General features: G+C 75.3%; 20 protein-coding genes and 2 pseudogenes. 17 read left to right on the plus strand and 5 right to left on the minus strand.

Features of this window, described 5'->3' with window-relative positions; translation table 11 throughout:
• Positions 1–18 precede the first annotated feature (18 nt).
• From GEV43_RS31405 to GEV43_RS31415, 3 genes are all read left to right on the plus strand, one after another.
• On the plus strand, positions 19–855 hold the full coding sequence (locus GEV43_RS31405; RefSeq protein WP_206681345.1) for an SAM-dependent methyltransferase: 837 nt from the start codon (positions 19–21) through the stop codon (positions 853–855).
• 95 nt (positions 856–950) lie between these two features.
• Complete coding sequence (locus tag GEV43_RS31410; RefSeq protein ID WP_309239938.1) at positions 951–1,670, plus strand: FCD domain-containing protein; 720 nt, start codon at positions 951–953, stop codon at positions 1,668–1,670.
• A gap of 148 nt (positions 1,671–1,818) precedes the next feature.
• Positions 1,819–2,739 (plus strand): NADP-dependent oxidoreductase, encoded by a 921-nt coding sequence (locus tag GEV43_RS31415; protein WP_160823762.1) that lies wholly within the window; start codon positions 1,819–1,821, stop codon positions 2,737–2,739.
• Positions 2,740–2,767: 28 nt separating this feature from the next.
• On the opposite strand, the gene GEV43_RS31420 is transcribed toward GEV43_RS31415, so the two are convergent.
• The 3 genes from GEV43_RS31420 to GEV43_RS31430 form a co-directional block, all read right to left on the minus strand.
• The gene (locus GEV43_RS31420) at positions 2,768–3,268 is read right to left on the minus strand and encodes a hypothetical protein (RefSeq protein WP_160823763.1); all 501 of its coding nucleotides are present in this window, start codon (positions 3,266–3,268) and stop codon (positions 2,768–2,770) included.
• Between the two features lie 87 nt (positions 3,269–3,355).
• Positions 3,356–3,850, minus strand: a complete 495-nt coding sequence (locus tag GEV43_RS31425) for an SRPBCC family protein (RefSeq protein WP_160823764.1) — start codon at positions 3,848–3,850, stop codon at positions 3,356–3,358.
• Complete coding sequence (locus tag GEV43_RS31430) at positions 3,847–4,260, minus strand: helix-turn-helix transcriptional regulator (protein WP_160823765.1); 414 nt, start codon at positions 4,258–4,260, stop codon at positions 3,847–3,849. The genes GEV43_RS31425 and GEV43_RS31430 overlap by 4 nt, the downstream gene beginning before the upstream one ends.
• Positions 4,261–4,600: 340 nt before the next feature.
• Here GEV43_RS31430 and GEV43_RS31435 point away from each other — a divergent pair, with 340 nt between their 5' ends.
• The 3 genes from GEV43_RS31435 to GEV43_RS31445 are packed head-to-tail and all read left to right on the plus strand — an operon-like array spanning position 4,601 to position 10,258.
• Positions 4,601–4,816 (plus strand): MbtH family NRPS accessory protein, encoded by a 216-nt coding sequence (locus GEV43_RS31435; RefSeq protein WP_160823766.1) that lies wholly within the window; start codon positions 4,601–4,603, stop codon positions 4,814–4,816.
• Positions 4,803–8,951: a non-ribosomal peptide synthetase gene (locus GEV43_RS31440; protein ID WP_160823767.1), complete on the plus strand. Its 4,149-nt coding sequence runs from the start codon at positions 4,803–4,805 to the stop codon at positions 8,949–8,951. The genes GEV43_RS31435 and GEV43_RS31440 overlap by 14 nt, the downstream gene beginning before the upstream one ends.
• Entirely contained in the window at positions 8,951–10,258 is a 1,308-nt protein-coding gene (locus GEV43_RS31445; RefSeq protein WP_160823768.1) for an MFS transporter, read from the plus strand. The genes GEV43_RS31440 and GEV43_RS31445 overlap by 1 nt, the downstream gene beginning before the upstream one ends.
• A gap of 16 nt (positions 10,259–10,274) precedes the next feature.
• Here GEV43_RS31445 and GEV43_RS31450 read toward each other — a convergent pair whose 3' ends face one another.
• Both GEV43_RS31450 and GEV43_RS53360 read right to left on the minus strand, forming a co-directional pair.
• Positions 10,275–11,879, minus strand: coding sequence for a CocE/NonD family hydrolase (locus GEV43_RS31450; RefSeq protein WP_206681346.1), 1,605 nt, complete (start codon positions 11,877–11,879; stop codon positions 10,275–10,277).
• Positions 11,810–12,202: a CocE/NonD family hydrolase gene (locus GEV43_RS53360; protein ID WP_206681347.1), complete on the minus strand. Its 393-nt coding sequence runs from the start codon at positions 12,200–12,202 to the stop codon at positions 11,810–11,812. The genes GEV43_RS31450 and GEV43_RS53360 overlap by 70 nt, the downstream gene beginning before the upstream one ends.
• 300 nt (positions 12,203–12,502) lie before the next feature.
• On the opposite strand from GEV43_RS53360, the pseudogene GEV43_RS53365 reads away from it, so the two are divergent.
• From GEV43_RS53365 to GEV43_RS31505, 11 genes and pseudogenes are all read left to right on the plus strand, one after another.
• Positions 12,503–13,036: pseudogene (locus GEV43_RS53365) on the plus strand (condensation domain-containing protein); the annotation flags it as partial.
• Positions 12,928–13,842: pseudogene (locus tag GEV43_RS51515) on the plus strand (condensation domain-containing protein); the annotation flags it as partial. The pseudogenes GEV43_RS53365 and GEV43_RS51515, both read left to right, overlap by 109 nt.
• A 92-nt stretch (positions 13,843–13,934) precedes the next feature.
• Positions 13,935–15,902, plus strand: a complete 1,968-nt coding sequence (locus GEV43_RS31465) for a non-ribosomal peptide synthetase (RefSeq protein ID WP_160823770.1) — start codon at positions 13,935–13,937, stop codon at positions 15,900–15,902.
• Positions 15,899–18,508, plus strand: a complete 2,610-nt coding sequence (locus tag GEV43_RS55300) for a beta-ketoacyl synthase N-terminal-like domain-containing protein (protein ID WP_160823771.1) — start codon at positions 15,899–15,901, stop codon at positions 18,506–18,508. The genes GEV43_RS31465 and GEV43_RS55300 overlap by 4 nt, the downstream gene beginning before the upstream one ends.
• The gene (locus GEV43_RS31475; RefSeq protein ID WP_160823772.1) at positions 18,505–19,356 is read left to right on the plus strand and encodes a thioesterase II family protein; all 852 of its coding nucleotides are present in this window, start codon (positions 18,505–18,507) and stop codon (positions 19,354–19,356) included. Before GEV43_RS55300 ends, GEV43_RS31475 begins: the two co-directional genes overlap by 4 nt.
• Positions 19,353–20,210 (plus strand): 3-hydroxyacyl-CoA dehydrogenase family protein, encoded by an 858-nt coding sequence (locus tag GEV43_RS31480; RefSeq protein WP_160823773.1) that lies wholly within the window; start codon positions 19,353–19,355, stop codon positions 20,208–20,210. Before GEV43_RS31475 ends, GEV43_RS31480 begins: the two co-directional genes overlap by 4 nt.
• Positions 20,207–20,479, plus strand: a complete 273-nt coding sequence (locus tag GEV43_RS31485) for an acyl carrier protein (RefSeq protein WP_160823774.1) — start codon at positions 20,207–20,209, stop codon at positions 20,477–20,479. The genes GEV43_RS31480 and GEV43_RS31485 overlap by 4 nt, the downstream gene beginning before the upstream one ends.
• Complete coding sequence (locus GEV43_RS31490; protein WP_160823775.1) at positions 20,464–21,699, plus strand: acyl-CoA dehydrogenase family protein; 1,236 nt, start codon at positions 20,464–20,466, stop codon at positions 21,697–21,699. The genes GEV43_RS31485 and GEV43_RS31490 overlap by 16 nt, the downstream gene beginning before the upstream one ends.
• Positions 21,700–21,703: 4 nt before the next feature.
• Positions 21,704–22,918, plus strand: coding sequence for a hypothetical protein (locus tag GEV43_RS31495; RefSeq protein ID WP_160823776.1), 1,215 nt, complete (start codon positions 21,704–21,706; stop codon positions 22,916–22,918).
• Positions 22,912–24,198, plus strand: a complete 1,287-nt coding sequence (locus tag GEV43_RS31500; protein WP_160823777.1) for an acyltransferase domain-containing protein — start codon at positions 22,912–22,914, stop codon at positions 24,196–24,198. Before GEV43_RS31495 ends, GEV43_RS31500 begins: the two co-directional genes overlap by 7 nt.
• Positions 24,195–24,986, plus strand: coding sequence for an SDR family NAD(P)-dependent oxidoreductase (locus GEV43_RS31505; RefSeq protein WP_160823778.1), 792 nt, complete (start codon positions 24,195–24,197; stop codon positions 24,984–24,986). The genes GEV43_RS31500 and GEV43_RS31505 overlap by 4 nt, the downstream gene beginning before the upstream one ends.
• Positions 24,987–25,075: the final 89 nt, after the last annotated feature.

Below are 25,075 nucleotides of genomic sequence, written 5' to 3' on the forward strand. Positions count from 1 at the left end.
AGAAGCGCGAGGCTGTCCATGAGCATCGACGACCAGCGGCTGCCATTCGACGTGAGCAAGCCGTCCCCCGCCCGCATGTACGACTACTTCCTCGGCGGCAAGGACAACTACGCCGCCGACCGCGAGGCGGGCGACCGCGTCAAGGCGGCGCTCGGCGAGGTCATGTCGCACGACATCGTCTGGGAGAACCGCCGGTTCCTCCAGCGCGCCGTCCGGTTCCTCGCCGAGTCCGGGATCGAGCAGTTCATCGACCTCGGCACGGGCCTGCCGACGCAGGGCAACGTGCACGAGATCGCGCAGCAGGTCGTCCCCGGCGCGCGCGTCGTCTACGTCGACAACGACCCGATCGTGCTCGCCCACGGCCGCGCGCTCCTCGCCACCAACGCGACCACCACGGTCATCACCGCCGACGTCCGCGAGCCCGAGGCGATCCTGGGCAACGCCGACCTGCGCGCCCTCATCGACTTCTCCCGCCCGGTCGCGGTGCTGTCGGTCGCGCTGTTCCACTTCATCCGCGACGCCGAGCGGCCCGCCGACATCCTTGGCACGTTCCGGGCGCGGCTGCGCCCGGGGTCATACCTCGCGCTGTCGCACCTGACGACCGACGGGCCACCGGCCGACGAGCTCGCGCAGGTCGTGGACGCCTACAAGAACGCCACCAGCCCGATCGTGTTCCGCCCGCGCGAGGAGATCCGCGCCCTGTTCGACGGCTTCGAGATCACCGACCCCGGCCTGATCCGGCCCTGGCGGTGGCGGCCCGGCTACGGCCCGAGGGCCCGAGGACCGACTGGCTGTACGCGGGCGTCGCCCGCCTCAACGAGGCGTAGCCGATCCGGGCGCGGAGAACGACCATGATGATTACGGAGATCTTGATGTCCGGGCGGCGCTGACGTCCGGGGGCGGCGGCGGTAACGTCCATAATGAATTCAGCCGACCCCCGGAGGAGCCACGTGAGCACCGCACGCGACGCCGAGCGCCCGGCCGCGCCCAGCCGGGCGGAGATGGCCGCGCAGCGCGTCGCCGCGCTCGCCCAGTCCGCGGAGCCGGGATCGCGCCTCGGCACGAAGGAGGCGCTGCGCACGCTGTGCGAGGTCTCGGTGGGCACGTTCAACGAGTCGCTGCGCCTGCTCCAGGCCCGCGGCCTGGTCACCGTGCGGCCCGGGCCCGGCGGCGGGATCTTCACCGCCGAGCCGTCGCCCATGGTCAGGCTCGGCAACTCCGTGCTCGCCCTCGACGCGCAGCAGACCGGGGTCGCCGACGCGGTCCGCATCCGCGACGCCCTCGACCCGCTGCTCATCGAGGACGCCCTGTGGCACGCGTCCCCGGCCGACATCGCGGCGCTGCGCCGCCGGCTGGAGGCCATGGAACGGGCCGTCGCGGACGCCGACCCCGTCGCGTTCGTCCACGCCAACTGGGGGCTGCACGCCCGCATCGCCGACATCAGCCCGAACGCGCTGCTGAGGTCGCTCTACAAGAACCTGCTCGACCTCATCGAGTCGCACACGCTCGGCGTGCTGCCCGGCGGGGAGCAGCCGCTCGCGGAGTACGTCGTCCAGCGGCACCGCCTCCACGCCGACCTGGTCGACGCCCTCGACCGGCGCGACCGGGACGAGGCGCTGCGCCTGATCGAGGCCCACAACACCACCGGCGCCGTCCGCGCCGACCTGTGACACCGTCCCCGGGCCGCGGCGGGGGGCGGCGGTGGCGGCCGGTCGCGCGAATGTGACGATGGGTGAGGGGACAAGACCGCGGACGACCCTGGCGGCGCCATCGCCGCGCCGTGCGACGGAGCGCGGTCCCGACGGAAGGAGGCGGCTGATGCGGGCCGTCGTCTATGACTCGTACGCGTCCGACAACTCGCGGCTCGCCGTCCGCGACGTTCCCGATCCGAAGGTCGGGCCCGGCCAGGTGCTCGTGGAGGTGCGCGCGGCGGGCGTCAACCCGGTCGACTGGAAGGTCATGACCGGCGGGCTGGACGGCATGATGGACGCCGTGTTCCCGGTCGTCCCCGGCTGGGACGTCGCCGGGGTGGTGCGCGCGGTCGGCCCCGACACGCCGGAGTTCGCGCCGGGCGACGAGGTGATGGCGTACGCGCGCAAGGACGTGGTGGGGCAGGGGACGTTCGCGGAGTACGTCGCGGTGTCGGCCGCCCACGTCGCGCGCAAGCCGCCCGCGCTCGGCTGGGATCAGGCGGGCGGGCTGCCGCTGGCGGGGATGACCGCGCAGCGCTGCCTGGACCGGATGGACGCCGGGCCGGGCGACGTGCTGCTGGTGTACGGGGCGTCCGGCGGCGTCGGCGGGTTCGCGGTGCAGATCGGCCGCGACCGCGGCGCCCGCGTGATCGGCACGGCGTCCGAGCGCAACCACGGCTACCTGCGCGAGCTGGGCGCCGAACCCGTCGCGTACGGGGAGGGCGTCGAGGGCCGGATCAGGGACCTGGCGCCGGACGGGGTCACCGCGGTCGCCGACTTCGTCGGCGGGCAGCTCGACACGACGCTCGCCGTCCTCGCGGACGGCGGCCGACACGTGTCGATCACCGACAACACCGTGGAGCAGCACGGCGGCCACTGGATCTGGGTCCGTCCGGACGGCGCCAAACTCGCCGAGCTGGCAGCCCTCACCGAACGCGGCGCGCTGGCGGTCGAGGTGGCCGGGACGTACCCCCTGGAGGGCGTGGGCGACGCCTTCGACGCCAGCCGCGCCGGCCACACCCGCGGCAAGCTGGTCATCACCCCCTGACCCGCGCGCCCCCGCCCCGGGCTCCGGCTCAGTGGGCGAACGGTTCCAGGCAGGCCCCTTCGCGGGTCGGGCCGTCGATCCGGACCGTGACGCGGCCGGGGTCCACGGAGCCGTACACGCAGGCGCGCTCGCCGGCCCGGATCTCGAACACCGAGCCGGGCGGAGGCACGTCGGACGCGGCCGACGCGCGGTACGGCTGGGTGAACGTGCGGTCCGCCCGGAAACCGGCTCGCAGGAGCGCGGCGCGCACGGCCGGGGGAGCGACGTCCTTCCGGGCGCGAAGGCGTCCGAGGACGGGGTATCCCTTCAGCCGGATCGCGGCAGGGCCGCAGTTGTGCAGATCGAGGCCGAGCACCTTGACGTCCGACGCGCCGTCGGGCCGGCCCTTGCGGACCACGGCGCCCGAGGCGGGGCAGGGGGCAGGCGTCGCCGAACGCTTCGAGGGCGGGGAGGCGGCCTCGGACTCGGGCTCGTCCGAGCAGCCCGCGACGAGCAGCGTCAGGGCGGCCAGGGCCACGGCCGTCCGCATGGGGCCTCCCGCAGTGGCGCGCCAGGTGAGCGCCCGACGATTCCGAACATCCGCGACGTTCCGGCCGCGCCCCCGCCCGGCGCGGGCTCAGCGCTGCGTGGTGAGCAGGTCGGCGAGCCGGTCGAACTGCTCCAGGACGCCCTTGGTCATGCCCTGGTCGAGCGCGAAGTCGAGCACGTCCTCCGAGGGGAATCTGGCGTGGTAGGTCATCCTCGTCCTGCCGCCGAGGTCGGTGAACGTGATGGTCTCGACGGCCGGCGGGCCGCCCGTCCCGAGTTCGGGCATGTCAGGCCCGGATGTGCGGACGATCCGTTCCGGCGGCTCCACCTCCAGGTACTCGCCGAAGAAGGCGACGCCCTCGCCGTCCGCCCCGCCGATCCGCCACGCGCCGCCCGGCCGCACGTCCATCTCCACGACCCTCGCCGTCGTGCCGTGCGGGCCCCACCAGTGGGGGATGTGCTCGGGCGAGGTCATCGCCGCCCACACCAGCTCGCGCGGGGCGTCGAAGACCCGCTCGATCACCATCTCGGCGCCCTCGGCGGTGATCGCCGTCCGCTCGTCGCCCAGTTCCCGTCGCGTCATGTCCGCTTCCCTCCGTCGTGTCCGCCGTGCTCTGTCCGTTCGTCCTGCTCTGCTCGCCGGTCCTGTTCGCCCTGCTCGTGCTGCTCGTCCTGGAGGCGCCGCAGGTAGCCGTCCAGGCGGTCGAAGCTCTGGCCGAGGAACTCGCGGTACGTCTCCATCCACGCGGCGACCTCGCGGAGCGGCTCGGGGCGCAGGCGGCACGGCCGCCACTGCGCGTGCCGTCCCTGCTCCACCAGCCCCGCGTCCCGCAGCACCTTGAGGTGCTTGGACACGGCCGGAGGGCTCAGCTCGAACGGCTCGGCCAGCTCGCCGACCGTCGCCTCGCCCTGGACCAGCCGCGCCAGCATCGCCCGCCGCGTCGGGTCGGCGAGCGCGGCGAACGTGATGCTGAGCCGATCGATCTGGCGCATTGGTTTCCTGTTCGGTTAATTAACTAGGTGGAAAACTACAGGGCCGGACAGGGCGGGTCAAGAGCCCTCCGCTCCGGCGCGGTCCGGCGCCGGGCCGGGCGCGGGCCGCCGGACGTTCGAAAGCCCGTCCGCGCGGGCTCCGCCGACGCGTCGTCCACCTTGAGCCATGGGGTTAACAGCTCGTTGACAGGCACCCCGGTTTGCCTTGTAATGACCCTGAGTCTGATTGATGGCCGCGGGGTCGTTGGGGCTCCGCGGATTCCGGCTCTCTCCTCCGCCGCTCGTTCCCCCGGCGCGACCGTGGTGACGGCGGTTCCCGCCAAGCAGGAGCGCGACCTCCATGAGTGCCTCGGACCGAACCACCTTCCGCGTCGTCGTCAACCACGAGGACCAGTACTCCATCTGGCCGGCCGGCGAGGCCGAGCCGCCGGGCTGGAGGGACGCGGGGAAGGAGGGCACCCGGCAGGAGTGCCTGGCGTTCGTCGACCGGGTCTGGGACGACCTGCGCCCGCTCAGCCTGCGGCGGCACATGGAGGCGTCCGATGGCGGCTCCTGAGGCGCCGTTCGTGCACCGGGCCGTCGCCGCGCGGGCCGCGGCGTCGCCGGACCGGATCGCGGTCGAGTGCGGCGACGCCCGGCTGTCCTACGCCGAGCTGTGGGAACGCGCCGGACGCGTCGCCGCGCTGCTGCGCGCCGAGGGCGTCGGCCCCGACACGGTGGTGGCCGTCGCCATGGAGCGCTCCGCCGAACTGCCTGTCGCGCTGCTCGGCGTCCTCGCCGCGGGCGGCGCGTACGTGCCGCTCGACCTCGACCATCCGGCGCGGCGGCGGGAGTTCGTCCTCGCCGACTCGGGCGCGCGGGTCGTCCTCACGCAGGAGCGGTTCATGAGCGCCGTGCCCCGCGAGGCGGCCACCGTCGTCACGCTCGACGGCTTCGCCGGGGCGCCGCGCCCCGCCGGGGCCGCTGCGCCGCCCGCCGGGTGCGCCGACCCGCATCCGGACAGCCTGGCCTACGTCATCCACACCAGCGGATCGACCGGCACGCCGAAGGCCGCGATGAACACCCACCGCGCCATCGCCAACCGGCTCGCCTGGATGCAGGACGCCTACGGCCTCACCCGCGACGACCGGGTCCTCCAGAAGACGCCCCTCAGCTTCGACGTGTCGGTGTGGGAGCTGTTCTGGCCCCTGATGAACGGGGCGCGGCTCGTCCTCGCACGGCCCGGCGGGCACCGCGACCCCGCCTACCTGGTCGAGGCCGTCCGCGCCCGGCGGGTGACGACGCTGCACTTCGTGCCCGCGATGCTGCGCGCGTTCCTCGCCGCGCCCGGGGTCGAGGAGTGCGCCTCGCTGCGGCGGGTGGTCTCCAGCGGCGAGGCGCTGCCGCCCGACCTCGCCGAGCGGTTCTTCCAGCGCCTGCCCGGCGTCGACCTGCACAACCTGTACGGCCCGACGGAGGCGGCGGTGGACGTCACCGCCTGGACGTGCCGCAAGGGCGACGCCGCGGTCCCGATCGGCGCGCCGATCGCCAACGTCCGGGCGTACGTGGTGGACGAGCGGATGGCCCCCGCGGGGCCGGGCGAGCCCGGCGAGCTGCTCGTCGGCGGCGTCGCGCTCGCCCGCGGCTACCTCGGGCGGCCCGCGCTCACGGCCGAGCGGTTCGTGCCCGACCACCTGTCGGGCGAGCCCGGCGCGCGCCTGTACCGCACCGGCGACCGCGCGCGGTGGCGCGACGACGGGACGCTGGAGTTCCTCGGCCGGCTGGACGACCAGGTCAAGATCCGCGGCGTCCGGGTGGAGCCGGGCGAGGCCGCGGCCGTGCTCGCCGGGCACGCGGGCGTCGCGGGCGCGACGGTGCTCGCCCGCCCCGGCCCCGGGGGCGAGCCGAGGCTCGTCGCCTACGCGGTCCCGGACGAGGAGACCGCTCGCCCGGTGGCCGGGCTGCTGCGCGCCGAACGCGAGGGGCTGCCCGTCCCCGCCGTACGGCACGACCTGCCCGACGGCCGCACCGTGCTCGTCCCCAACCGCACCGAGGCCGAGTTCCTCGCGCGCGAGGTGTTCGACGGCGAGCGGTACGCCGAGCTCGGCATCGACCCGAGCCCCGGCGGCGTCGTCGTGGACGCGGGCGCGCACGTCGGGGTGTTCGCGCTGCTCGCGGCCCGTTCCGGCGCGACCGTCCACGCGTTCGAGCCGATCCCGCCGCTGTTCGAGCTGCTGCGCCGCAACCTCGCGGTCCACGGCGTGGACGCCCGCGCGCACCCCTGCGCGCTCGGCGCGGAGGACGGCGAGGCGACGCTGACCCACTACCCGCACCTGACGATCATGTCCGGCCGGCACACCGACCCCGGCGCCGACCGCGAGGTGCTGCGCGCCTACCTCGGCGACGTGCCCGACCTCGACCGGCTGCTGGACCGCAGCCTGGAGGAGCGGCGCTTCGTCCGCCCCGTCCGCGCGCTGTCGTCGGTGCTGCGCGAGAGCGGCGTGCGCCGCGTGGACCTGCTGAAGATCGACGTGGAGCGCAGCGAGGAGGAGGTCGTCGCCGGCGTCGCCGAGGCCGACTGGGCGATGGTCCGCCAGGTGCTGGTCGAGGTGCACGACACCGGCGGACGGCTCGCGCGCCTCACTCGCTTCTTCGAGGCGCGCGGCTACCGGGTCCGGTCCGCCGAGGACCCGCGGCTGGCCGGGACCGGCCTGGTCATGCTGGCCGCCGTCCGCCCGGATTCCGCCACCGCCTCCGCCGCGACCGCCTCCGCCGGGACCGCCACCGCGGTCGAGCCGGTCGCGGCCGTGCGCGCGGAGGGCGGGCCGTGGGCCAGTCCCGCGCTGCTGACCGCGGACCTGCGCGCCCACGCCGCCCGGTCGCTGCCGGACGCGCTGGTGCCCTCGGCGTTCGTCCTGCTCGACGCGTTCCCCCTCACGCCCAACGGCAAGATCGACCGGGCCGCCCTGCCCGAGCCCCCGTCGCGGCCCAGGCTGTCCGGCATCTGGACGCCGCCCGAGGGCCCGGCGCAGGAACGGCTCGCCGCGCTCTGGTCCGAGCTGCTCGGCCAGGACAAGCCCGGCGCCGACGACGACTTCTTCGAGCTGGGCGGACACTCGCTGCTCGCCAACCGGCTGGTCGCCCGGATCCGCGCCGAGTTCGGCGTCGAGCTGCCGCTCGACGAGGTCTTCACGGCCCGCACCGTCCGCGGCATCGCGTCCGCCATCGGGTCGGCGCCCCCGGCGGGACGGGAGGTGCCGCGGCTGGTCCCCGTGCCGCGCGAGGGGCGGCTGCCGCTGTCGTACTCGCAGGAGCGCCTGTGGTTCCTCCAGCAGCTCCACCCGGGCATCCGCGCCTACCAGTTCCAGGCGACGATCGAGCTCACCGGGACCCTCGACGCCGCCGCGCTCGCCCGCGCCCTCACCGAGATCGTCCGCAGGCACGAGATCTACCGCACCACGTTCACCGAGGCGCCCGGCGTGGGCGAGGCGTCCGGCGCGGCCGGGCCGCGCGGAGAGCGCCCGGGGCCGCGGCAGGTGATCCACCCGCCGTTCCCGGCGCCGCTGGCGTTCGACGACCTCAGCGGCGGGCCCGACCCGGAGGGGGCGGCGCGCGCGCTGATCCGGGCCGCCATCGCCGAGACCATCCCGGTGGACCGGCTGCCGCTCGTCCGGTGGCGGCTGCTGCGGACCGCGCCGGACCGGCACGTCCTGCTGCACCTGGAGCACCACCTCGTGCACGACGGCTGGGCGTTCAACACGTTCGTCGGCGAGCTGGCGGCGCTCTACGGCGCGTACGCGACCGGCGGGCCGTCGCCGCTGCCGGAGCCGGAGGTGCAGTTCGCCGACTTCGCGGTGTGGCAGCGGTCGTGGCTGGACGGCGCCGTGTCGGAACGGCAGCTCGCGTACTGGCGCGAGGCGCTGGACGGCGTCCCGCTGTTCCTCGACCTGCCGACGGACCGGCCGCGCACGCCGGAGCGGCGGTTCCTGGGTGACGCGCCGCGCTTCGAGCTGCCCGCGGAGGTCGCCGACCGGACGCGCGCGCTGGCCGCGCGCGAGGGCGTCACGCTGTTCACCGCCATGCTCGCCGCGTTCGAGGTGCTGATGTGCCACTGGTCGGGGCAGGACGACTTCTGCGTCGGCTCGGGCTTCGCGAACCGGCGGTGGCGGCAGACCGAGCGGCTGCTCGGGATGGTGATCAACACCGTGCCGCTCCGCGCCGACCTGCGCGGCGACCCGACGTTCCGCGAGCTGCTCGCGCGGACCCGGGCGGCCGCGCTCGGCGCGCACGCCAACCAGGACGTCCCGTACGACCGGGTGGTCGCGGCGATGCGGCCCGAGCGCGTCGCGGGACGGCACCCGCTCTGCCAGGTGTCGTTCGCGTTCCACGACGCGCCGATGCCGCCGCTCCGGATGCCCGGCCTGGACGTGCGCGTCACGCCCGGCATCGCGAACGGCACCGCCAAGTTCGACCTCAACGTGATCGCCATCCCCGCCGCCGAGCAGGCCGTCGGCCAGGACGGGCCGGGCGGGCCGGGCGGTCCCGGCCACGCGGAGCCGAGCGGCGCGGTCGAGTTCATCTGGGAGTACGACCGGGACCTGTTCGACGCCCGGACGATCGCGCGGGCGGCCGAGCTGTACCGGCGGCTGCTCGACGCGGTGACCGGCGACCCTGAGGCCCGGGTCTCCGAGCTGCTCATGGGCGTGCCCTGATGCGACGCGCCGCTCCGCGACGGGACGGCGCGGAGCGGCGGGAACGGGCCGTACGCGCGAGCCTCGCGTTCCATCCCGACTTCCGGCGGCTCTGGATCGGCGACGCGGCCAGCCAGATCGGCGCGACGGCGAGCCTGTTCGTGCTGCCGCTGCTGGCCGCGACGGTCCTGCACGCCACGCCGTTCCAGGTCGGCCTGGTGTCCACGTCGCTGACCGCGTCGTTCCTCGTGCTCGGGCTGCCGGTCGGCGCGTGGGTCGACCGGATGCGGCACCGGCGCGTGCTGATCGTCGCCGACGCCGGCCGCGCCCTCGCGCTCGGCTCGCTGCCGGCCGCCGCGGCGGCCGGGGTCCTGACGCTCCCGCAGGTCTGCCTGGTCGCCCTCGGCTACGGCGTGCTGACGGTGTTCTTCGACGTCGCGTACCAGAGCTGCCTGCCGGGCCTGGTCGGCCGCGACCGGCTGGTGGAGGGCAACGCCAAGCTCGCCGCCACGCAGTCGGTCGCGCTGATGGGCGGCCCGACGGTCGGCGGCGCGGCCGCGCAGGCCCTCACCGTGCCGTACGCGGTCGCGGCGAACGCCGTGTGCTTCGCGTGGTCGGCGGTCTGGATCGCACGCATCCGGACGCCCGAGGCCCGGCCGCCGCGCGACCCCGACCGGAACCTCGGGCGGGAGATCGGCGAGGGGCTCCGGTTCGTGTTCGGGCACCGGCTGCTGCGCGCCATCGCGGGCTGCACCGGGGCGTTCAACCTGTTCCGCACCGCGAGCCAGCCGATGCTGATCGTCCTGCTGGCGGGCGGGCTCGGCCTGTCGGCGGGCACGATCGGGATGTTCTTCGCGGTCGGCGCGGCGGGCGGCGTCGCGGGCGCGTTCCTCGCGCGGCGGATCGCCGCCGCCCTCGGCCAGGGCCGGACGATCTGGACCAGCGCGGCCGTCGGCGGCCTGTCGGCGCTGCTCGTGCCGCTCGTCCGGGACGACTGGCGGCTCTGGGTCGCGGCGGCGGGGGAGTTCGGCATGGCGTTCGGCGCCGCCGTGTACGACGTCGCGCAGGTCAGCTTCCGGCAGGCGCTGTGCCCGACGCGGCTGCTCGGCAGGATGAACGCGACCATGCGGTTCCTCGTGTGGGGCACGATGCCGGTCGGCGCGTTCCTCGGCGGAGCGCTCGCCTCGCTCGCCGGGACCCGCACCGTGCTGTGGGTGGCCGCGGCGGGCATGGCGACGGCGTTCCTGCCCGTCTACCTGTCGCCGCTGCGCTCCCTGCGCCGCCTCCCCGACGCCGAGCCCGAGGCCGCCGTGCCCCGGGCCGCGTGACCGGCCGGGGCAGGGCCTAGTCCAGGCCCGTCGTCGGGATCTTGGCGTAGGCGGGGCCGACCCGGTCGGCCGGGACGATCGGCAGGGTCACCGACGAGGGGTGCTCGGCGTCGTGGAGGATCGTCTGCCGCGCCGTCCGCACCCGGTCGCTCTGGCCGAACCGCTCCCCGGTGTTGGGGTTGGGCGCGTACTGCGGGAAGTCGCTGGAGGAGATGTCGAGCCGGATGCGGTGCCCGGCCTTGAACAGGTTGGACGTCGGCCAGATCTTGATGGTGTACTTCTCGACCTTGCCGGGTTTGATCGGCGTCGGGTGCGTCGAGGACGCGCGGAAGCTCGCCCGCAGGATGCCGTTGTTGAGGTTGCGCGCGGTGCCGTCGGGCGCGACGTCCACCAGCTTGGCCGTCCAGTCGGTGTCGCGGGCGGTGGACGAGGCGTACAGCTCGACGCTGATCGGGCCGGTGACGTGGGTGTCGGCCGCCAGCTCGGGGCCGGTGTAGACGAGCACGTCCGGCCGCGCCTCGACCGTCTGCTGGTCGTACGGGCCCTGCTGCCCGCCGCGGTTCTCGCAGCACGAGTGGCCGCCGACGGACGGAACCGGGTTGCGCGGGTCGTAGGTGTAGCGGTCGGGCTTCTGCCCGCCGCCCGGCGGCTGCGCGGAGAGCCGCCCGTCGCCGAGGATCGACGCGGCGTGGCCGCCGCTGTCGAGGTAGTACTTGGTGAACCGCGTGCCGGGCAGCGGCCAGGCGGGGGAGCGCCGCCACACGTTGGACCCCATCTCGAAGTAGTCCACGGTGGGTCTGCCCTTGCTGACGCCGTTGTCGCGGCCCTTGAGGAAGCGGTCGAACCAGGCGAGCATCACCTCGTCCAGCGGGTAGTCGCCCGCGGACCCGATGGCCGACAGCATCGGCGCCGGGACGTAGCGCTCCTTCGGCACCCGCGACCAGGTCTGGTGGTCCCACGGGCCGATCACGAGGCGCTGCCCGGCGCGGGCCTCGGGCGAGCCGCCGTTCGCCGCCATCCCGGTGAAGTTGCGGACGCCGCCGTCGAGGAACGCGTCGTACCAGCCTTCGAGATGGAGCATCGGGAGCTTGATGCGGGAATGGTGCCGCTCCGGCGCGATCGAGGACCAGTAGGAGTCATTGGTGGAATGCTTGATCCAGTCGAAGAAGTACGGCGCCACCTGCGGATCGTCCGGCCGGTACGGCGGGAATCTGCGATACGGCCGGTAGGTCATCCATTTCGCGATATCGAGGTAGTCGGTCTTGAGTCGCTGCGCGAGCGCGGTGTCGCCGCGATTGGCGGCCGCGGTCTGCACGATCGTCTCCATTGACCAGTTCTCGATGAATCCCAGGCGGAACGCGCCGCCCTCGTACGTCCAGCCCTCGAAATAGTCGCTGGCCGTGTTGAGCGGGACGATCGTGGTGAGGTGCGGCGGCAGTTTCTGCGCGGCCAGCCATTGCGTCGCGCCGACATAGGACGACCCGTACATGCCGACGCGGCCATTCGACCCCGGCAGCCTCGCCGCCCATTCCACCGAGTCGTAGCCGTCGTTCAGATCCTGCTGGAATTCGTAGAACGTGCCCTTCGAGGCGTACTGCCCGCGCACGTCCTCGACCACCACGAGGTAGCACTGGGCCGACAGCCACGCGGGGACAGGAAGCGGCCGGGCTGGTTGGGCGGCCCGTTCTTGCCGTACTGCGTGCGCATCAGCACGACCGGGACCTTCTCCGAGGTCCGGGGCCGGTAGACGTCGGCCGACAGCACCGTGCCGTCGCGCATCCGGTCGGGAACGTCGGCCTGCTTGTCGACCGCGCACGGGCCCGCCTGCCGCGCCGCCGACACCGTCGGCCGCGCCGCCTGAGCCGTGGACACCGCGAGCACCACCGCCGCGGCGCCGGCCGCCGCGGCGAACACGCGCCCGTACCCGCCCCTGGGCCTCGCCATCGAGACCTCCTCCGAGTGATCACACCTGGGAACCGCCGTGGTGAAACGCTCGTAGATCACTTTCAAGAGATCACCGGCGGGCGGTCCCGACAACGCCGGTGACCGGATGTGGACAGAGTAGTCCATGGTGCGGGACTGATCCCACCTCCCGTCCGTGCGCCGACGGTCCCGACCGGAATCCGAACAGGGATCTGATCGGCTGTTGACTGGCCTGTCAGAGGGATATACGTTCTGCAACTGTTGCCCCCGCCGCCTCCCCCCGTAATAGGCGCGGGACGCGCAGATGAGGCGTTGTGCGAAATGAAGAGCTTCCCGGTGCCGCAGGCACGCACGCACGATCGGTTGGAACGGTCTCTCCCGCCGCTCGTCCCGAATTCCCAGAGGCTCGTCACGCCATTGAGCTTCCAGCAGGAACGGCTCTGGCCCGACGGCGGCACGCGCCCCGCGCGCGTCGCCGTCCGCGTCCGGGGCCCGTTCGCCGCGGACCTCCTGCGCGGCGCGGTCGCCGAGCTCGTCCGGCGGCACGAGGTGCTGCGGACGACCTGCCGCGAGATCGACGGCTGGCCGCGGCAGGAGCCGCACCCGCCCGGCACGCCCGCCGCCGTCGCAGTCACCGAGACCGGTCCCGGCCCGCTCGCCCCGGACGAGCGGGACGCCGGGCTGGACGACCTGGTCCGCGCCGCCGCGCGCGAGCCGTTCGACCTGGGCCGGCTCCCGCTCGTGCGCTGGACGGTCGCGCGGCTCGGCCCCGACGACCACGCGGTCGTCCTGGTGGCGCACCGCGCGATCCTGGACGCGCGGTCCGCCGTCCTGCTGCTCCGCGAGGCGGCCTCCCTCTACGGCGCCGCAGGCCCCGCCGGGGTCCGTCCGGAGGACCGCGCTCCGCCGCGCCGCAGGCCGCCGCGCCGCGCGTCCAGTACGGCGACTACGCGGCCTGGCAGCGCGACGCCCTCTCCTCACCGGCGATGCGCGCGCAGCTCGCCCGCCTGCGCCGGACGCTCGCCGACCCGCCGCCGCCCCTGGAGCTGCCGGTCCGCACTGCCCCGGCCGCCCCGTCCGCGCAACCCGGTCCCCGGCACGGGCTCGTGGTCGAGGATCTCCCCGCCGGGCTCATGGACGCCCTCCACGACCTCGCCCGCGCCGAGGGCACCGAGCCGTTCGCCATCGCGTTCGCCGCGTTCGCGGCGCTGCTCCACCGGTACGGCGGCGCGACCGACCTCCGGGTGGCCACGCCGGTGACCAAGCTGCCCGGGGACGGCGCGGACGGCCTGCTCGGCGCGCTCGCCGACCCCGTCGTGCTGCGTTGCGACCTCGGCGGCGACCCGTCCTTCCGCGAGCTGGCCGGACGGGCCGCGGCCGCCGTCCGCGAGGCGCGCGCCGTCCGCGACTACCCCTACTGCGAGCTGGCCAGGCTCCTGGCCAGGCGCGGCGGCGGCACGCTCGCGCACGCGACGTTCGCGCTGGACGGCGGCGATCCCGCGCGGCCGGGCCCCATCGACTTCGGCGGCTTGCCCGCGACGTTCGCCGGGCACGTCGTCGAGCCCGCCGACACCGCCCTCAACGTCGTCACGGCCCCCGGCGCCCTGCTGTGGGAGTACGACGCGACCGCCTTCGACGCCGACGACGTCGCGCGGATGGCCGAGAGCCACGCGACGCTCCTGCGCGCGGCGCTCGACGCACCCGCGACCAGGGTGTCCGGGCTGCCGGTCCTCGGGGGACCCAGCGGGAGCGCGTGCTGTCCGGATGGGCGCGCGGCCCGCGAGGCCCGCGTCCCGGCGCGGGCGCGCCGCCGTTCGTGCACGTCGCGGTCGGCGAGCAGGCTCGCCGCACGCCTTCGGCCGTCGCGCTGCGCGACGGCGACCTGAGCCTGACCTACGGTGAGCTGGACGAGCAGGCCGAACGCGTCGCCGCCCGCCTCCGGCAGCTCGGCGCCCGTCCCGATGCCGTCGTGGGCGTGCTGCTCCCGCGCGGCATCCCCCTGGCGGTGGCCGAGCTCGGCGTGCTGAGGAGCGGCGCCGCCTACCTGCCGCTGGACCCCGGGCACCCGGCCGAACGGCTCGCGTTCCTCTGCCGCGACGCCGGCGCCGCGCACGTGATCACCACCGACGCGCGGGCGTCCCGCGTCCCGGGCGGCGCGCGGGCGCTCCCGATCGACGCCATGCTGGCGCACCCCGTCGCGGCGCCCGCCGATCCGCCCGCGCCGCTCTCGCCGCGCAACCTGGCGTACGTCATGTACACCTCCGGCTCCACCGGGACGCCGAAGGGCGTGGCGGTCGAGCACGCCGCGCTCGCCAACTTCACCGCCTGGTACCGGGAGGAGTACGGCGTGGCCCCCGGCGACCGCCTCGCGATGGTCAACGCGCCGGGCTTCGACGGCTCGATCACGGACCTGTGGCCCGCGCTCACCGCCGGGGCCGCCGTGCACGTGCCCGACGCGTCCGCCCGCCTGTCCCCGGACCGCCTCCAGGCGTGGCTGGTCGCCGAACGGATCGCCACGCTCTTCCTCACCACGGCCCTCGCCGAACCGCTGCTCGCGCTCGACTGGCCCGACGCCGTCCGCCTGCGGGCGCTCCAGACGGGCGGCGAGGTGTTCCGGAGCCGCCCCGGCCCGGACCTGCCGTTCCGGGTGGACCTGGCGTACGGCCCGACCGAGGGCACGGTGTTCGCCACCGTCGGGACCGTCGCCCCCGCCGACCCGTCCGCCCCCGCCGCCCCGCCCGGCGCGGCGCGCGCGGAAGCTCCCGACATCGGCGTGCCCGTCGCGGGCGCGGTCGTCCGCGTGCTGGACGCGGCGATGCGGCCCGTCCCGCCCGGCGTGCGCGGCGAGCTGTACCTCGGCGGGCCCGGCCTCGCGCGCGGCTACCTCGGGCGGCCGGGCCTGACGGCCGAACGGTTCGTGCCCGACCCGTTCGCCGTCGAGCCGGGCGGGCGGCTCTACCGGACGGGCGACGTGGTGCGGGTCCGTACGGACGGCAGGCTCGACTTCGTCGGCCGCACGGACGCGCAGGTGAAGCTGCGCGGCAACCGGATCGAGCCCGGCGAGATCGAGGCGGCGCTGTGCCGCCATCCCGCGATCGGGCAGGCGCACGTCGCCGCCCGCGACGACGGCCCGGGAGGGGAGCGGCGGCTGGTCGCCTACCTGGTGCCGCGCAACGGCCACGCGACCCCGCCGCCCGCCGAGGTCCGGCGGCACCTCGAACGCGGGCTCCCCGCGTTCATGGTGCCCTCGGCCTGCGTCCCGCTCGCCCGGCTGCCGCTCACCGCCAACGGCAAGGTGGACGCGGACGCCCTGCCCGCCCCCGGGGCCCCGGCCCGCGAGCCGCGCGACGCGCCGGAGGTCCCGGCGACGCCGACCGAGCGCGCCGTGGCCGCGATCTGGTCGGACGTGCTGGAGCTGCCCGAGGTCGGCGTCGCCGACAACTTCTTCGACCTCGGCGGGCATTCGATGCTGGTCTACCGCGTCCGCGACCGCCTGGTGGAACGGCTCGGCCACAGCCCGCCGATCATCGACTTCTTCCAGTACCCGACGGTCCGCGCCCTGGCCCGCCACATCGACGGAACGGGCCCGTCCGCCGCGGCCCCGGACGCCCCGGACGCCCCGGACGCGGAGGGCACGGACGCGGACGGCGGACGGCAGCGGGGCCTCGCCCGGCTGGAGCGGCGGCGCGCGCGGCGCGCGGGCACGGAAGGGACGCAGTGAGCGCGGTGGACGCGGCCGGCACGGTGAACGCGGCGAACGGCGCGGGCGACGCCCCCGACGACGGTCCCGACGACGGCGCGCACATCGCGGTCATCGGGATGGCGTGCAGGTTCCCCGGCGCGCGCGACCCCGAGGAGTTCTGGGACAACCTCGTCCGGGGCGTCGACTCCGTCACCCGGTTCCCCGAACGGCCCGTGCCCGGCGGCTCGGGCGAGCGGTACGTCCCGGCCGGGGGCTTCCTGGACGATCCGGAGTGGTTCGACGCCGGGTACTTCGGCTACTCGCCGCGCGAGGCGCGGATCATCGACCCGCAGCACCGGGTGCTCATGGAGTGCGCGGTCGAGGCGCTCGAAGGCGCGGGCTGCGACCCCGCCCGGTACCCGGGCGTCGTCGGCGTCTACGCGGGCGGCACCGACACCGCGTACGCGGCGATCCTGCGGTCCCGCCGGGACGCGCTGCCCTCGGTGTCGGACTGGGAGATCCGCCTCGCGACCGGCCTGGACTTCCTCACCTCGCGCACCGCGTACAAGCTCGGGCTGCGCGGCCCGGCCGTCACCGTGCGCGCGGCGTGCGCGACGTCCCTGGTGGCGGTGCACCTGGCCGTCCAGGGGCTGCTGGCGGGCGACTGCGATCTCGCGCTCGCGGGCGGTGTGACGGTGCGGTTCCCGGCGGAGCCTGGCGTGTACGCCGAGGGCGGCATCCTGTCCCCGGACGGCTCGTGCCGCACGTTCGACGCGGGCGCGCGCGGGATCGTCGGCGGCGAGGGCGCGGGCCTGGTCCTGCTGAAGCGGCTGCCCGAGGCGCTCGCCGACGGCGACCCGGTGCGCGCGGTGATCCGCGGGTCGGCGGTGAACAACGACGGCGCGGACCGGATCGGCTTCACCGCGCCCGGCGTGGACGGCCAGGCCGCCGTGGTCCGCGCCGCGCAGGAGGTCGCGGAGGTCGATCCCGCGACGGTCACGTACGTGGAGGCGCACGGCACCGCCACGCCGCTCGGCGACCCGATCGAGGTCGCCGCGCTGACCCGGGCGTTCGGCGGCGCGGGGCCCGCCGCGGCGGGGCGGCGGCGCGGCGCCCGCTGCGCGATCGGGTCGGTGAAGACCAACATCGGGCACACCGACGCGGCGGCGGGCGCGGCCGGGCTCATCAAGACCGTCCTGGCGCTGGAGCGCGGCCTCATCCCGCCGAGCCTGCACTTCACCGAGCCGAACCCGGAGATCGACTTCGACGCGGGCCCGTTCCGCGTCGCCGCGCGGCTGAGCGAGTGGAAGCCCGACGGGACGCCGCGGCGCGCGGGCGTGAGCTCGTTCGGCATGGGCGGGACGAACGCGCACGTCGTCCTCGAAGAGCCCCCGCCGCGCGCGCCCGCTCCGCCGGGCGGGCCCTGGCAGCTCCTCGTGCTGTCGGCGAAGTCCCCGGCCGCGCTGGACGCGGTGACGGAACGGCTCGCCGACCACCTGCGGGCCCGTCCCGACGTGTCGCTGGCCGACGTGGCGTGGACGCTCCAGACGGGGCGCGGCGAGCACGCGTTCCGCCGGTACGCGGTCGTGAACGGCGCAGGCGACGCCATCGGCGTGCTCGACGGTGGAACGCCCGGCCGCCTCCACACCGCCGGGGACGCCGCCCGGCCCCGCCCGGTCACGCTCGCCTTCCCGGGGACGAGCACGCACCGGCTGGACGCCGAGCCCGGCTTCCGCCGCCTGGTGGACGAGTGCCTCGCCGCCACCGAGCCCGCGACGCCCGAGGTGGCGGACGACGTCGTGGCGTTCGCGCAGGAGTACGCGCTCGCGCGGCTGCTGGCCCGGTGGGGCGTCGTTCCGGCGGCCGTGTACGGGGAGGGGCCGGGCGCGCTGGCCGCGGCGGTGGCGGCCGGCGTCTTCCCGGTGCTCGACGCCGCACGGCTCGTGGCCGAGCGCGCGCGCCTGGTCCGGGACGGCGAGACCGGGCCCGAGGCCGCGCGCCGGTTCGAGCTCCTCGTCCGCGAGACGCCGCACGACGACCCCGAGATCCCGCTGCTGCCGGAGCCGGACGCCGACCCGCACGCCGCCGGCGCGTCCGCCCGCGACGGCGACCGCGCCGTGGCCGACGTGGCGGCCGGGCCGGACGCCCCCTGCGCCGAGGCCGCCGCGCTGGACATCGCCGGCCGGCTGTGGGCGGCCGGTACGCCCGTGACCTGGGAGGCCGTGCACGAGGGGACGCGCCGGTCCCGGGTCGAGCTGCCGACGTACCCGTTCGAGCGGCAGCGCTACGCCATCGACCCCGCCGAACCCGCGAGCCGTACCCCCGCGAACGGCGCGGAGGACGGCGGCGCGGAGGACGGCGCGGAGGACGGAGGCGGCGCGGACGTCGCGGACGTCGGGGAGGTCGTGCGGCGGCTGTTCGCCGAGACGCTCGGCATCGACGGGCTCGATCCCGACGAGAGCTTCTTCGACCTCGGCGGCGACTCGCTCGTCGCCACGCAGTTCCTCGTCCGGATCCGGAAGATCTACCCGGTGGACGTCGTGCTGCGGTCGATGTTCGAGGCGCCGACCGCCAACGCGTTCGCCGCGCTCGTCGAGGCGCGGATGCCGAGCCCCGCCGCCGGTCCCGCCGGGAACCCGCGATGAGCGAACGGACCGGACGGCACGCCGCCCCCGCTGGCCGTACCCCGCCCGGCGGGGCCTGGCTGGTCGGCCGCCCGCCCCGCGCGGGCGCGGCCGTGCGCCTCTACTGCTTCCCGCACGCCGGGGGTGCGCCCGGCGAGTTCGTGCGCTGGTCCGACGACCTGCCGGGCGCGCGGGTCCGCGCGGTGCAGGCTCCGGGCCGCGCCTCGCGCCTGTTCGAACGGCCGCTCACTCGGATGGCCGACCTCGTGGACGGCGCCGTCCGGGCGATCGAGAGCGAACGGGCGGCGGGAGGCGAAGGGGAGCGCGCCGTCGAACGGCGCGTCGCGTTCTTCGGCCACAGCCTCGGCGCGCTCGTGGCGTTCGAGGTCGCGCGGGCGCTGGAGGCGCGCGGCGCGCCGGGCCCGGACGTGCTCGTGGTGTCGGCCTGCCCCGCGCCGCCGTCCGCGGAGTCGTCCGCCCACGCGTCCTGCGCCGGCGGCACCGCCCTGCACCTGCTGCGCGACCTCGACCTGCTGAGGGAGGTCGAGCGGCGGTGGGGCCCGCTGCCGGGGGAGGTGCGCTCGGACCCGGAGCTGCTGGCGTTCACGCTGCACGGGTTCCGCGCGGACCTGGAGGTGGTCGAGACGTACCGGTACGTCCCCGGGCCCCCGCTGCGCTGCGCGGTCATCGCGATCGGCGGCACCGGCGACCCGGTCGCCGCGGGGATGGACGGGTGGCGCGCGCACACCTCCGGTCCGTTCGCCCGGCACGCGGTGCCCGGCGGCCACTTCCACTTCCGCGAGCGGCGCGGCGAGGTGCTGCGCCTGCTGCACGACGCGATCACCGACGGCGAGGGACGGCCCGCATGAAACGGATCGGCGTGGTCGGCGCGGGAACGATGGGCGCCGGCGTCTCCCAGCTCTTCGCGGCGGCGGGCCACGAGGTGGTGCTCGTGGACGTCGAGGCGTCCGCGCTGGACCGGGCCCGCGAGGCGATCGCGCGCGGCGTCCGGCTGATGCCGCTCGTCCGCCCGGCCGAGCCGCGCCGCGACCCGGACGAGGTGGTCGGCCGCGTCCGGTTCACCACCGACCTGGAGGAGCTGCGCGCAGCCGACCGCGTCGTGGAGAACGTCACGGAGAAGTGGGAGGTCAAGCGCCGCCTGTACCCCGAGCTGGACCGGATCTGCCCGCCGGGCGCGACGTTCGGCGTGAACACCTCGGCGATCCCGATCACCCGGATCGCGGCGCTCACCCGCCGTCCCGCCGACGTCGTCGGCACGCACTTCATGAACCCGGCCCCGCTGAAGCCGACCGTCGAGGTCATCCGCGGCTTCCACACCTCCGACCGGACCGTCGAGCTCACCCGCGAGCTGCTCGCCGGGGCCGGGAGGGACTGCGTCGTCGTCAGCGACTCGCCGGGGTTCGTCACCAACCGGGTCATGATGCTGACGGTCAACGAGGCGGTCTTCCTCCTGCACGAGGGCGTCTCGACCGCGGGCGACGTCGACCGGCTGTTCAAGGAGTGCTTCGGGCACGCGATGGGCCCCCTGGAGACCGCCGACCTGATCGGGCTCGACACGGTCCTGTACTCGCTGGAGGTCCTGTACGGCGAGCTCAACGAGTCCAAGTACCGGCCCTGCACGCTGCTGCGCGCGATGGTCGACGCGGGGCTGCTCGGCCGCAAGTCCGGCCGGGGCTTCCACACCTACGAGGAGGGCCGATGAACGACGCGGAACGGGAGTCGGTGCGCGAGTTCGTCTCGCGGCACGTGAACGGCCGGAAGATCGGCGACGCGGAGGACCTGTTCGCGAGCGGGTACGTCAACTCGCTGTTCGCCGTGCAGCTCGTCATGTGGATCGAGCGGACGTTCGACATGCCGATGGAGGGGACCGACCTCGACTTCGCCAACATCCGCTCGGTCGAGGCGATCGGGGCGTTCGTTGACCGCAAGCGGGCCGCCCTGGCGGGAGGTGGCGGGTGGACTTCGACCTGACCCCCGAGCAGCGCGGGCTGAGGCGGGAGACGATCGCGTTCGCCCAGGCCGAGCTGGGCGCGGGGACCGAGGAGGACGACCGCGCCTCGCGCTTCCCCGCCGCCGACTGGGCCCGCTGCGCCGAGCACGGCGTGCTCGGCTGGCCCGTGCCCGTCCGGTACGGCGGGCGCGGCCTCGACCCGCTCACCACGATGATCGCGCTGGAGGCGCTCGGCTACGGCTGCCGCGACAACGGCCTGGTCTTCGCCGTCAACAACCACCTGTGGGGCTGCGCGATCTACCTGCTGCTGCACGGGACGCAGGAGCAGAAGACCCGCTACCTCAAGCCGATGTGCGACGGGGAGCTGGTCGGCGCGCACGCCCTGTCCGAGCCCGACGCCGGGTCCGACGTGCTCGGCCTGCGCACCACGGCCGAACGGGACGGCGACCACTACGTCCTGAACGGCACGAAGTGGTTCGTCAGCAACGGCCCGGTCGCGGACGTGTTCGTGGTGCTCGCACGGACGGGCGGCGACGCGCCCGGCGACGGCGCGCCGGGCGACGGCGCGCCCGGCGGCGCGCCGGGCGGCGGCCGGCCCCAGGACCGGCTCTCGGCGTTCCTCGTCACCGCCGACCTGCCCGGCGTCCGCAGGACCCGCGAGTTCACCAAGCTCGGGCTGCGGACGACCCCGATGGGCGCGGTCGAGTTCGACGGCGCCCGCGTCCCGGCCGCGAACCTGATCGGCCGGGAGGGCGCGGGTTACGCGATCTTCAACGCCACCATCGAGTGGGAGCGGGCGTTCATGTTCGCCGGGCACCTCGGGGTGATGGAGCGGCTGCTGGAGGGCGCGGTCGCGCACGCGTCGTCGCGCCGCCAGTTCGGCCGCCCGATCGGCGGGTTCCAGGCCGTCGCGCATGAGATCGCCGACATGAAGATCCGGCTGGAGCTGGCCCGGCTGATCCTCTACCGGGTCGGCTGGCTGAAGCGCGAGCGGCGCCTCGCCCTCCAGGACGCGACGATCGCCAAGATCTTCGTCAGCGAGAGCCTCGTCCAGACCGCGATGGCGGCGGTGCGGGTGCACGGCGCCCGCGGCTACCTGGAGGGGTTCGAGCTCGAACGCGAGCTGCGCGACGCGCTCGGCGGCCCCATCTTCGCCGGGACGTCGGCGGTGCAGCGCGGCATCCTCGCCGAGCTGCTCGGCCTGCGCGGCGTCCTGTCCGGCGACCCGGAAGGCCGGTGAGCCCGTGAGCGAGACGACCGCCGCCCGCACGCACGTGATCGGCCTGGACCCGCCCGTCCCGCGCACGCACGCGGACGAGCTGGCCACGCGGGTGTTCTTCGTGTCGGAGAGCATCGAGGACTTCGCGCTCGTCCCGTCCGAGGCGGGCATCGGCGCGGTGCGGGTCACCGTGCGGGACGGCGCGGACCCCGGCGACCTGGCACGCAAGCTCCGCTACGTCGTGGCGAACGACGTGCTCGGGCAGCGGCGCGCCGAGCCGAAGGTGGTGTGGCGCGGGACGGCGTCCGGGCCGCCCGCGCGGGACGTGTTCGGCGACCTGCTGCGCCGGGGCGCGGCCTGGGAGGCGGGGGAGGGGCAGATCGGCGTCGGCGAGCCGGTCCTGTCGCTGATGGACCGCCTGGACGCCCGGATCCGCTCGCTCGCCGTGGCGGAGTTCGGGGCGGTCGAGCACCGGTACCCGACGCTGATCCCCACGGCCGCGATGCGGCGCTGCGGGTACTTCCAGTCGTTCCCGCAGCTCATGATGTTCGTCTCGCGGCTGCACGGCGACGTGGACGCCTACCGCGGGTTCCTCGGCGAGATCGCGGACGGAGGCGACCCGGCGGAGGCGCTGCGCTCCCGGGCGGGCGGCGCCGACCACTGCCTGCCGCCCACGATGTGCTTCCACACCTACCACCGGTTCGCCGACGCGCCGCTGCCCGGCGGGGCGCTCACGGTCACCTCGCGCGGCAAGTCGTTCCGGTACGAGGCGCGCTACCGCCGGTCGCTGGAACGCCTGTGGGACTTCACGATCAGGGAGGTCGTCCTGCTCGGCCCCCGCGCCCGGGTCCTCGCCGACCGCCGCCGCCTCATGGAGCGCGCGTGGGACCTGATGGACGAGCTCGGCCTCGGCGGGCGGTGCGAGGTCGCCAACGACCCGTTCTTCGCGGACGCCGGCACGGCCGAACGGGTCTGGTCGCAGCACCTGCTGGAGCTGAAGTACGAGCTGCGCCTCCCGCTGGACGCCGAACGCGACGTCGCGGTCTGCTCGTTCAACTTCCACGACCGGTTCTTCGGGGAGTCGTTCGGCATCGGCGCTGAGGAGGGCGGCGAGGAGGGGGCCGTGCACACCTCCTGCGCGGGCTTCGGGCTGGAACGCCTCGCCTACGCCTTCCTGTGCCGTCACGGCGCGGAGCCGTCCGCCTGGCCCGCCGGAGTCCGGAAGGCGATCGAGTGGTGACGCCGCGCCTGTACGCGTTCTCGGCGTCGACCCCGCAGGCGCTGGAGGCCGAGACCAAGGACCTGGCCGAACGGCTGGAGACGGGCCTCCCGCCCCGGGCGGTCCGCCGCGACCTGCCGTACCGCCGCGCCGTCGTCGCGACCGACCCCGCCGACGCGGCGCGCAGCCTGCGCGGGGACGGCCCGTGCGAGGTGTTCAGCTCGGACGGCGCGCGGGCGCGGAACATCGTGTTCCTGTTCTCCGGGGTCGGCGACCAGTACCCGGGGATGGCGGCGGGGCTGTACCGGTACCTGCCGCGCTTCCGCGAGGAGCTGGACCGGTGCCTGGTCCGGCTGCGGTCCGAGATCGGCACCGACCTGCACGCCGTCCTGTATCCGGAAGAACCGGACCGGATACAGCAAAGCGGGGCGGGCGGCGGGCGCGCGGGAGCGCCCGACCTGGCCGCGCTGTTCGACCGGCGGGCGTCCACGCAGCCGATCCACCGGACGCGCGTCGCCCAGCCCCTCGCGTTCGCCACGCAGTACGCCCTCGCGCGCACGTTCACCATGCTCGGCGTCGCGCCGACCGCGCTGGTCGGCTACAGCGTCGGCGAGTACGTCGCCGCCTGCGCGGCCGGCGTCATCCGGCCCCACGACGCGCTCCGCCTGATCGGCTACCGCGCCCGGCTCGTGGACGGCCTGCCGCCGGGCGCCATGCTCGCCGTCCTCGCGGGCCCGGACGCGATCGCCCCGTACCTCGCGGACGGCGACGTCACTGTGGCCGCGCTGGACGGCCCCGGCCTGACCGTCCTCGCCGGGCCGCCCGGACCGGTCGAGCGCGCCGCGCGCCGCCTCGCGGACGCGGAGATCGCCTGCCGCCGCCTCGCGACCGGCCACGCGTTCCACTCGCCGATGATGGCGCCGGTCGAGGAGCCGCTCCGGGAGGCGCTCACCGCGATCCCGCTGCACCCGCCCGCCATCCCGTTCCCCTCGAACGTCACCGGGACCTGGATCACCGACGCCGAGGCGACCGATCCGGCGTACTGGGCCCGGCACCTCAGCACGCCCATCCGGTTCGCCGAGGCGCTGGACGCGCTGGGCGGCCTCGCCCGGCCCGTCACCATCGAGCTCGGGCCCGGCCGCACCCTGACCGGCCTCGCCACCCACGACGGCCCGAAGCTGCGCACGCTCCCCGGCGTCTTCGAGAGCCGCACCGACCTGGAGATCACGCTCGCCGCACTCGGCCGCCTGTGGGCGTCCGGCACCGACCTCGCCTGGTCCGAGCTCAGGGAGCTGCCATGACCGACCTCACCGGCCGCAACGCCCTGGTCACCGGCGCGGCGCGCGGCATCGGCCGCGCCATCGCCGAACGGCTCGCCGGAGCCGGGGCCCGCGTCGCCGTGCACTACCGCGCCAGCGACAAGGAGGCGCACGAGACCCTCACCGCGATCGAGCGCGCCGGCGGGCGCGGCTCGCTCATCCAGGCCGACCTCGGGACGGACGAGGGGCTGGACGCGCTGTTCGCCGGGCTCGGCCTCGGCCGCCTCGACATCCTGGTCAACAACGCGTCGATGATGAGCGAGGGCCGCGAGCGGATCACCCCGGAGGAGTTCGACCGGCTGTTCGCGGTCAACGTCCGCGCCCCGTTCTTCATCGTCCAGCGCGCCCTGCCGCTCATGCCGGACGGCGCGCGCGTCGTCAACATCTCCTCCGGCGCCACCCGCATCGCCCTGCGGGACTTCGCGTACGCCATGACCAAGGGCGCGACCGACGTGATGGGCCGCGTCCTCGCCAACGTCCTCGGCGAGCGCGGCATCACCGTCAACACCGTCGCGCCCGGTCTCACCGCCACCGGCATGGCGAGCTGGCTCGACGACCCCGAGGCCGCCGCGGCGGTGTCGGGCGTCACCGCGCTCGGGCGGGTCGGCCGCCCCGGCGACATCGCCGACGCGGTCGCCTTCCTCGCCTCCGACGACGCCCGCTGGATCACGGGCCAGGTCATCGACGTCAGCGGCGGCCTGTGGCTCGGACCGCGCGGAGAGGGGAACCCGTGGCTCTCCCTCAAACCGAAGCCGAACGGCAGCGAATGACGCCCGTCGCCCGGTAGGAGTCGTCCGTTAGAAGAGGAATGGTTGATCTTCTAGATAGCGATTGGTAAAGGCCCGTTTCGGAACGTCCG

The sequence above is a fragment of the Actinomadura sp. J1-007 genome (genome assembly GCF_009793335.1).
Lineage (GTDB): Bacteria > Actinomycetota > Actinomycetes > Streptosporangiales > Streptosporangiaceae > Spirillospora > Spirillospora yumaensis.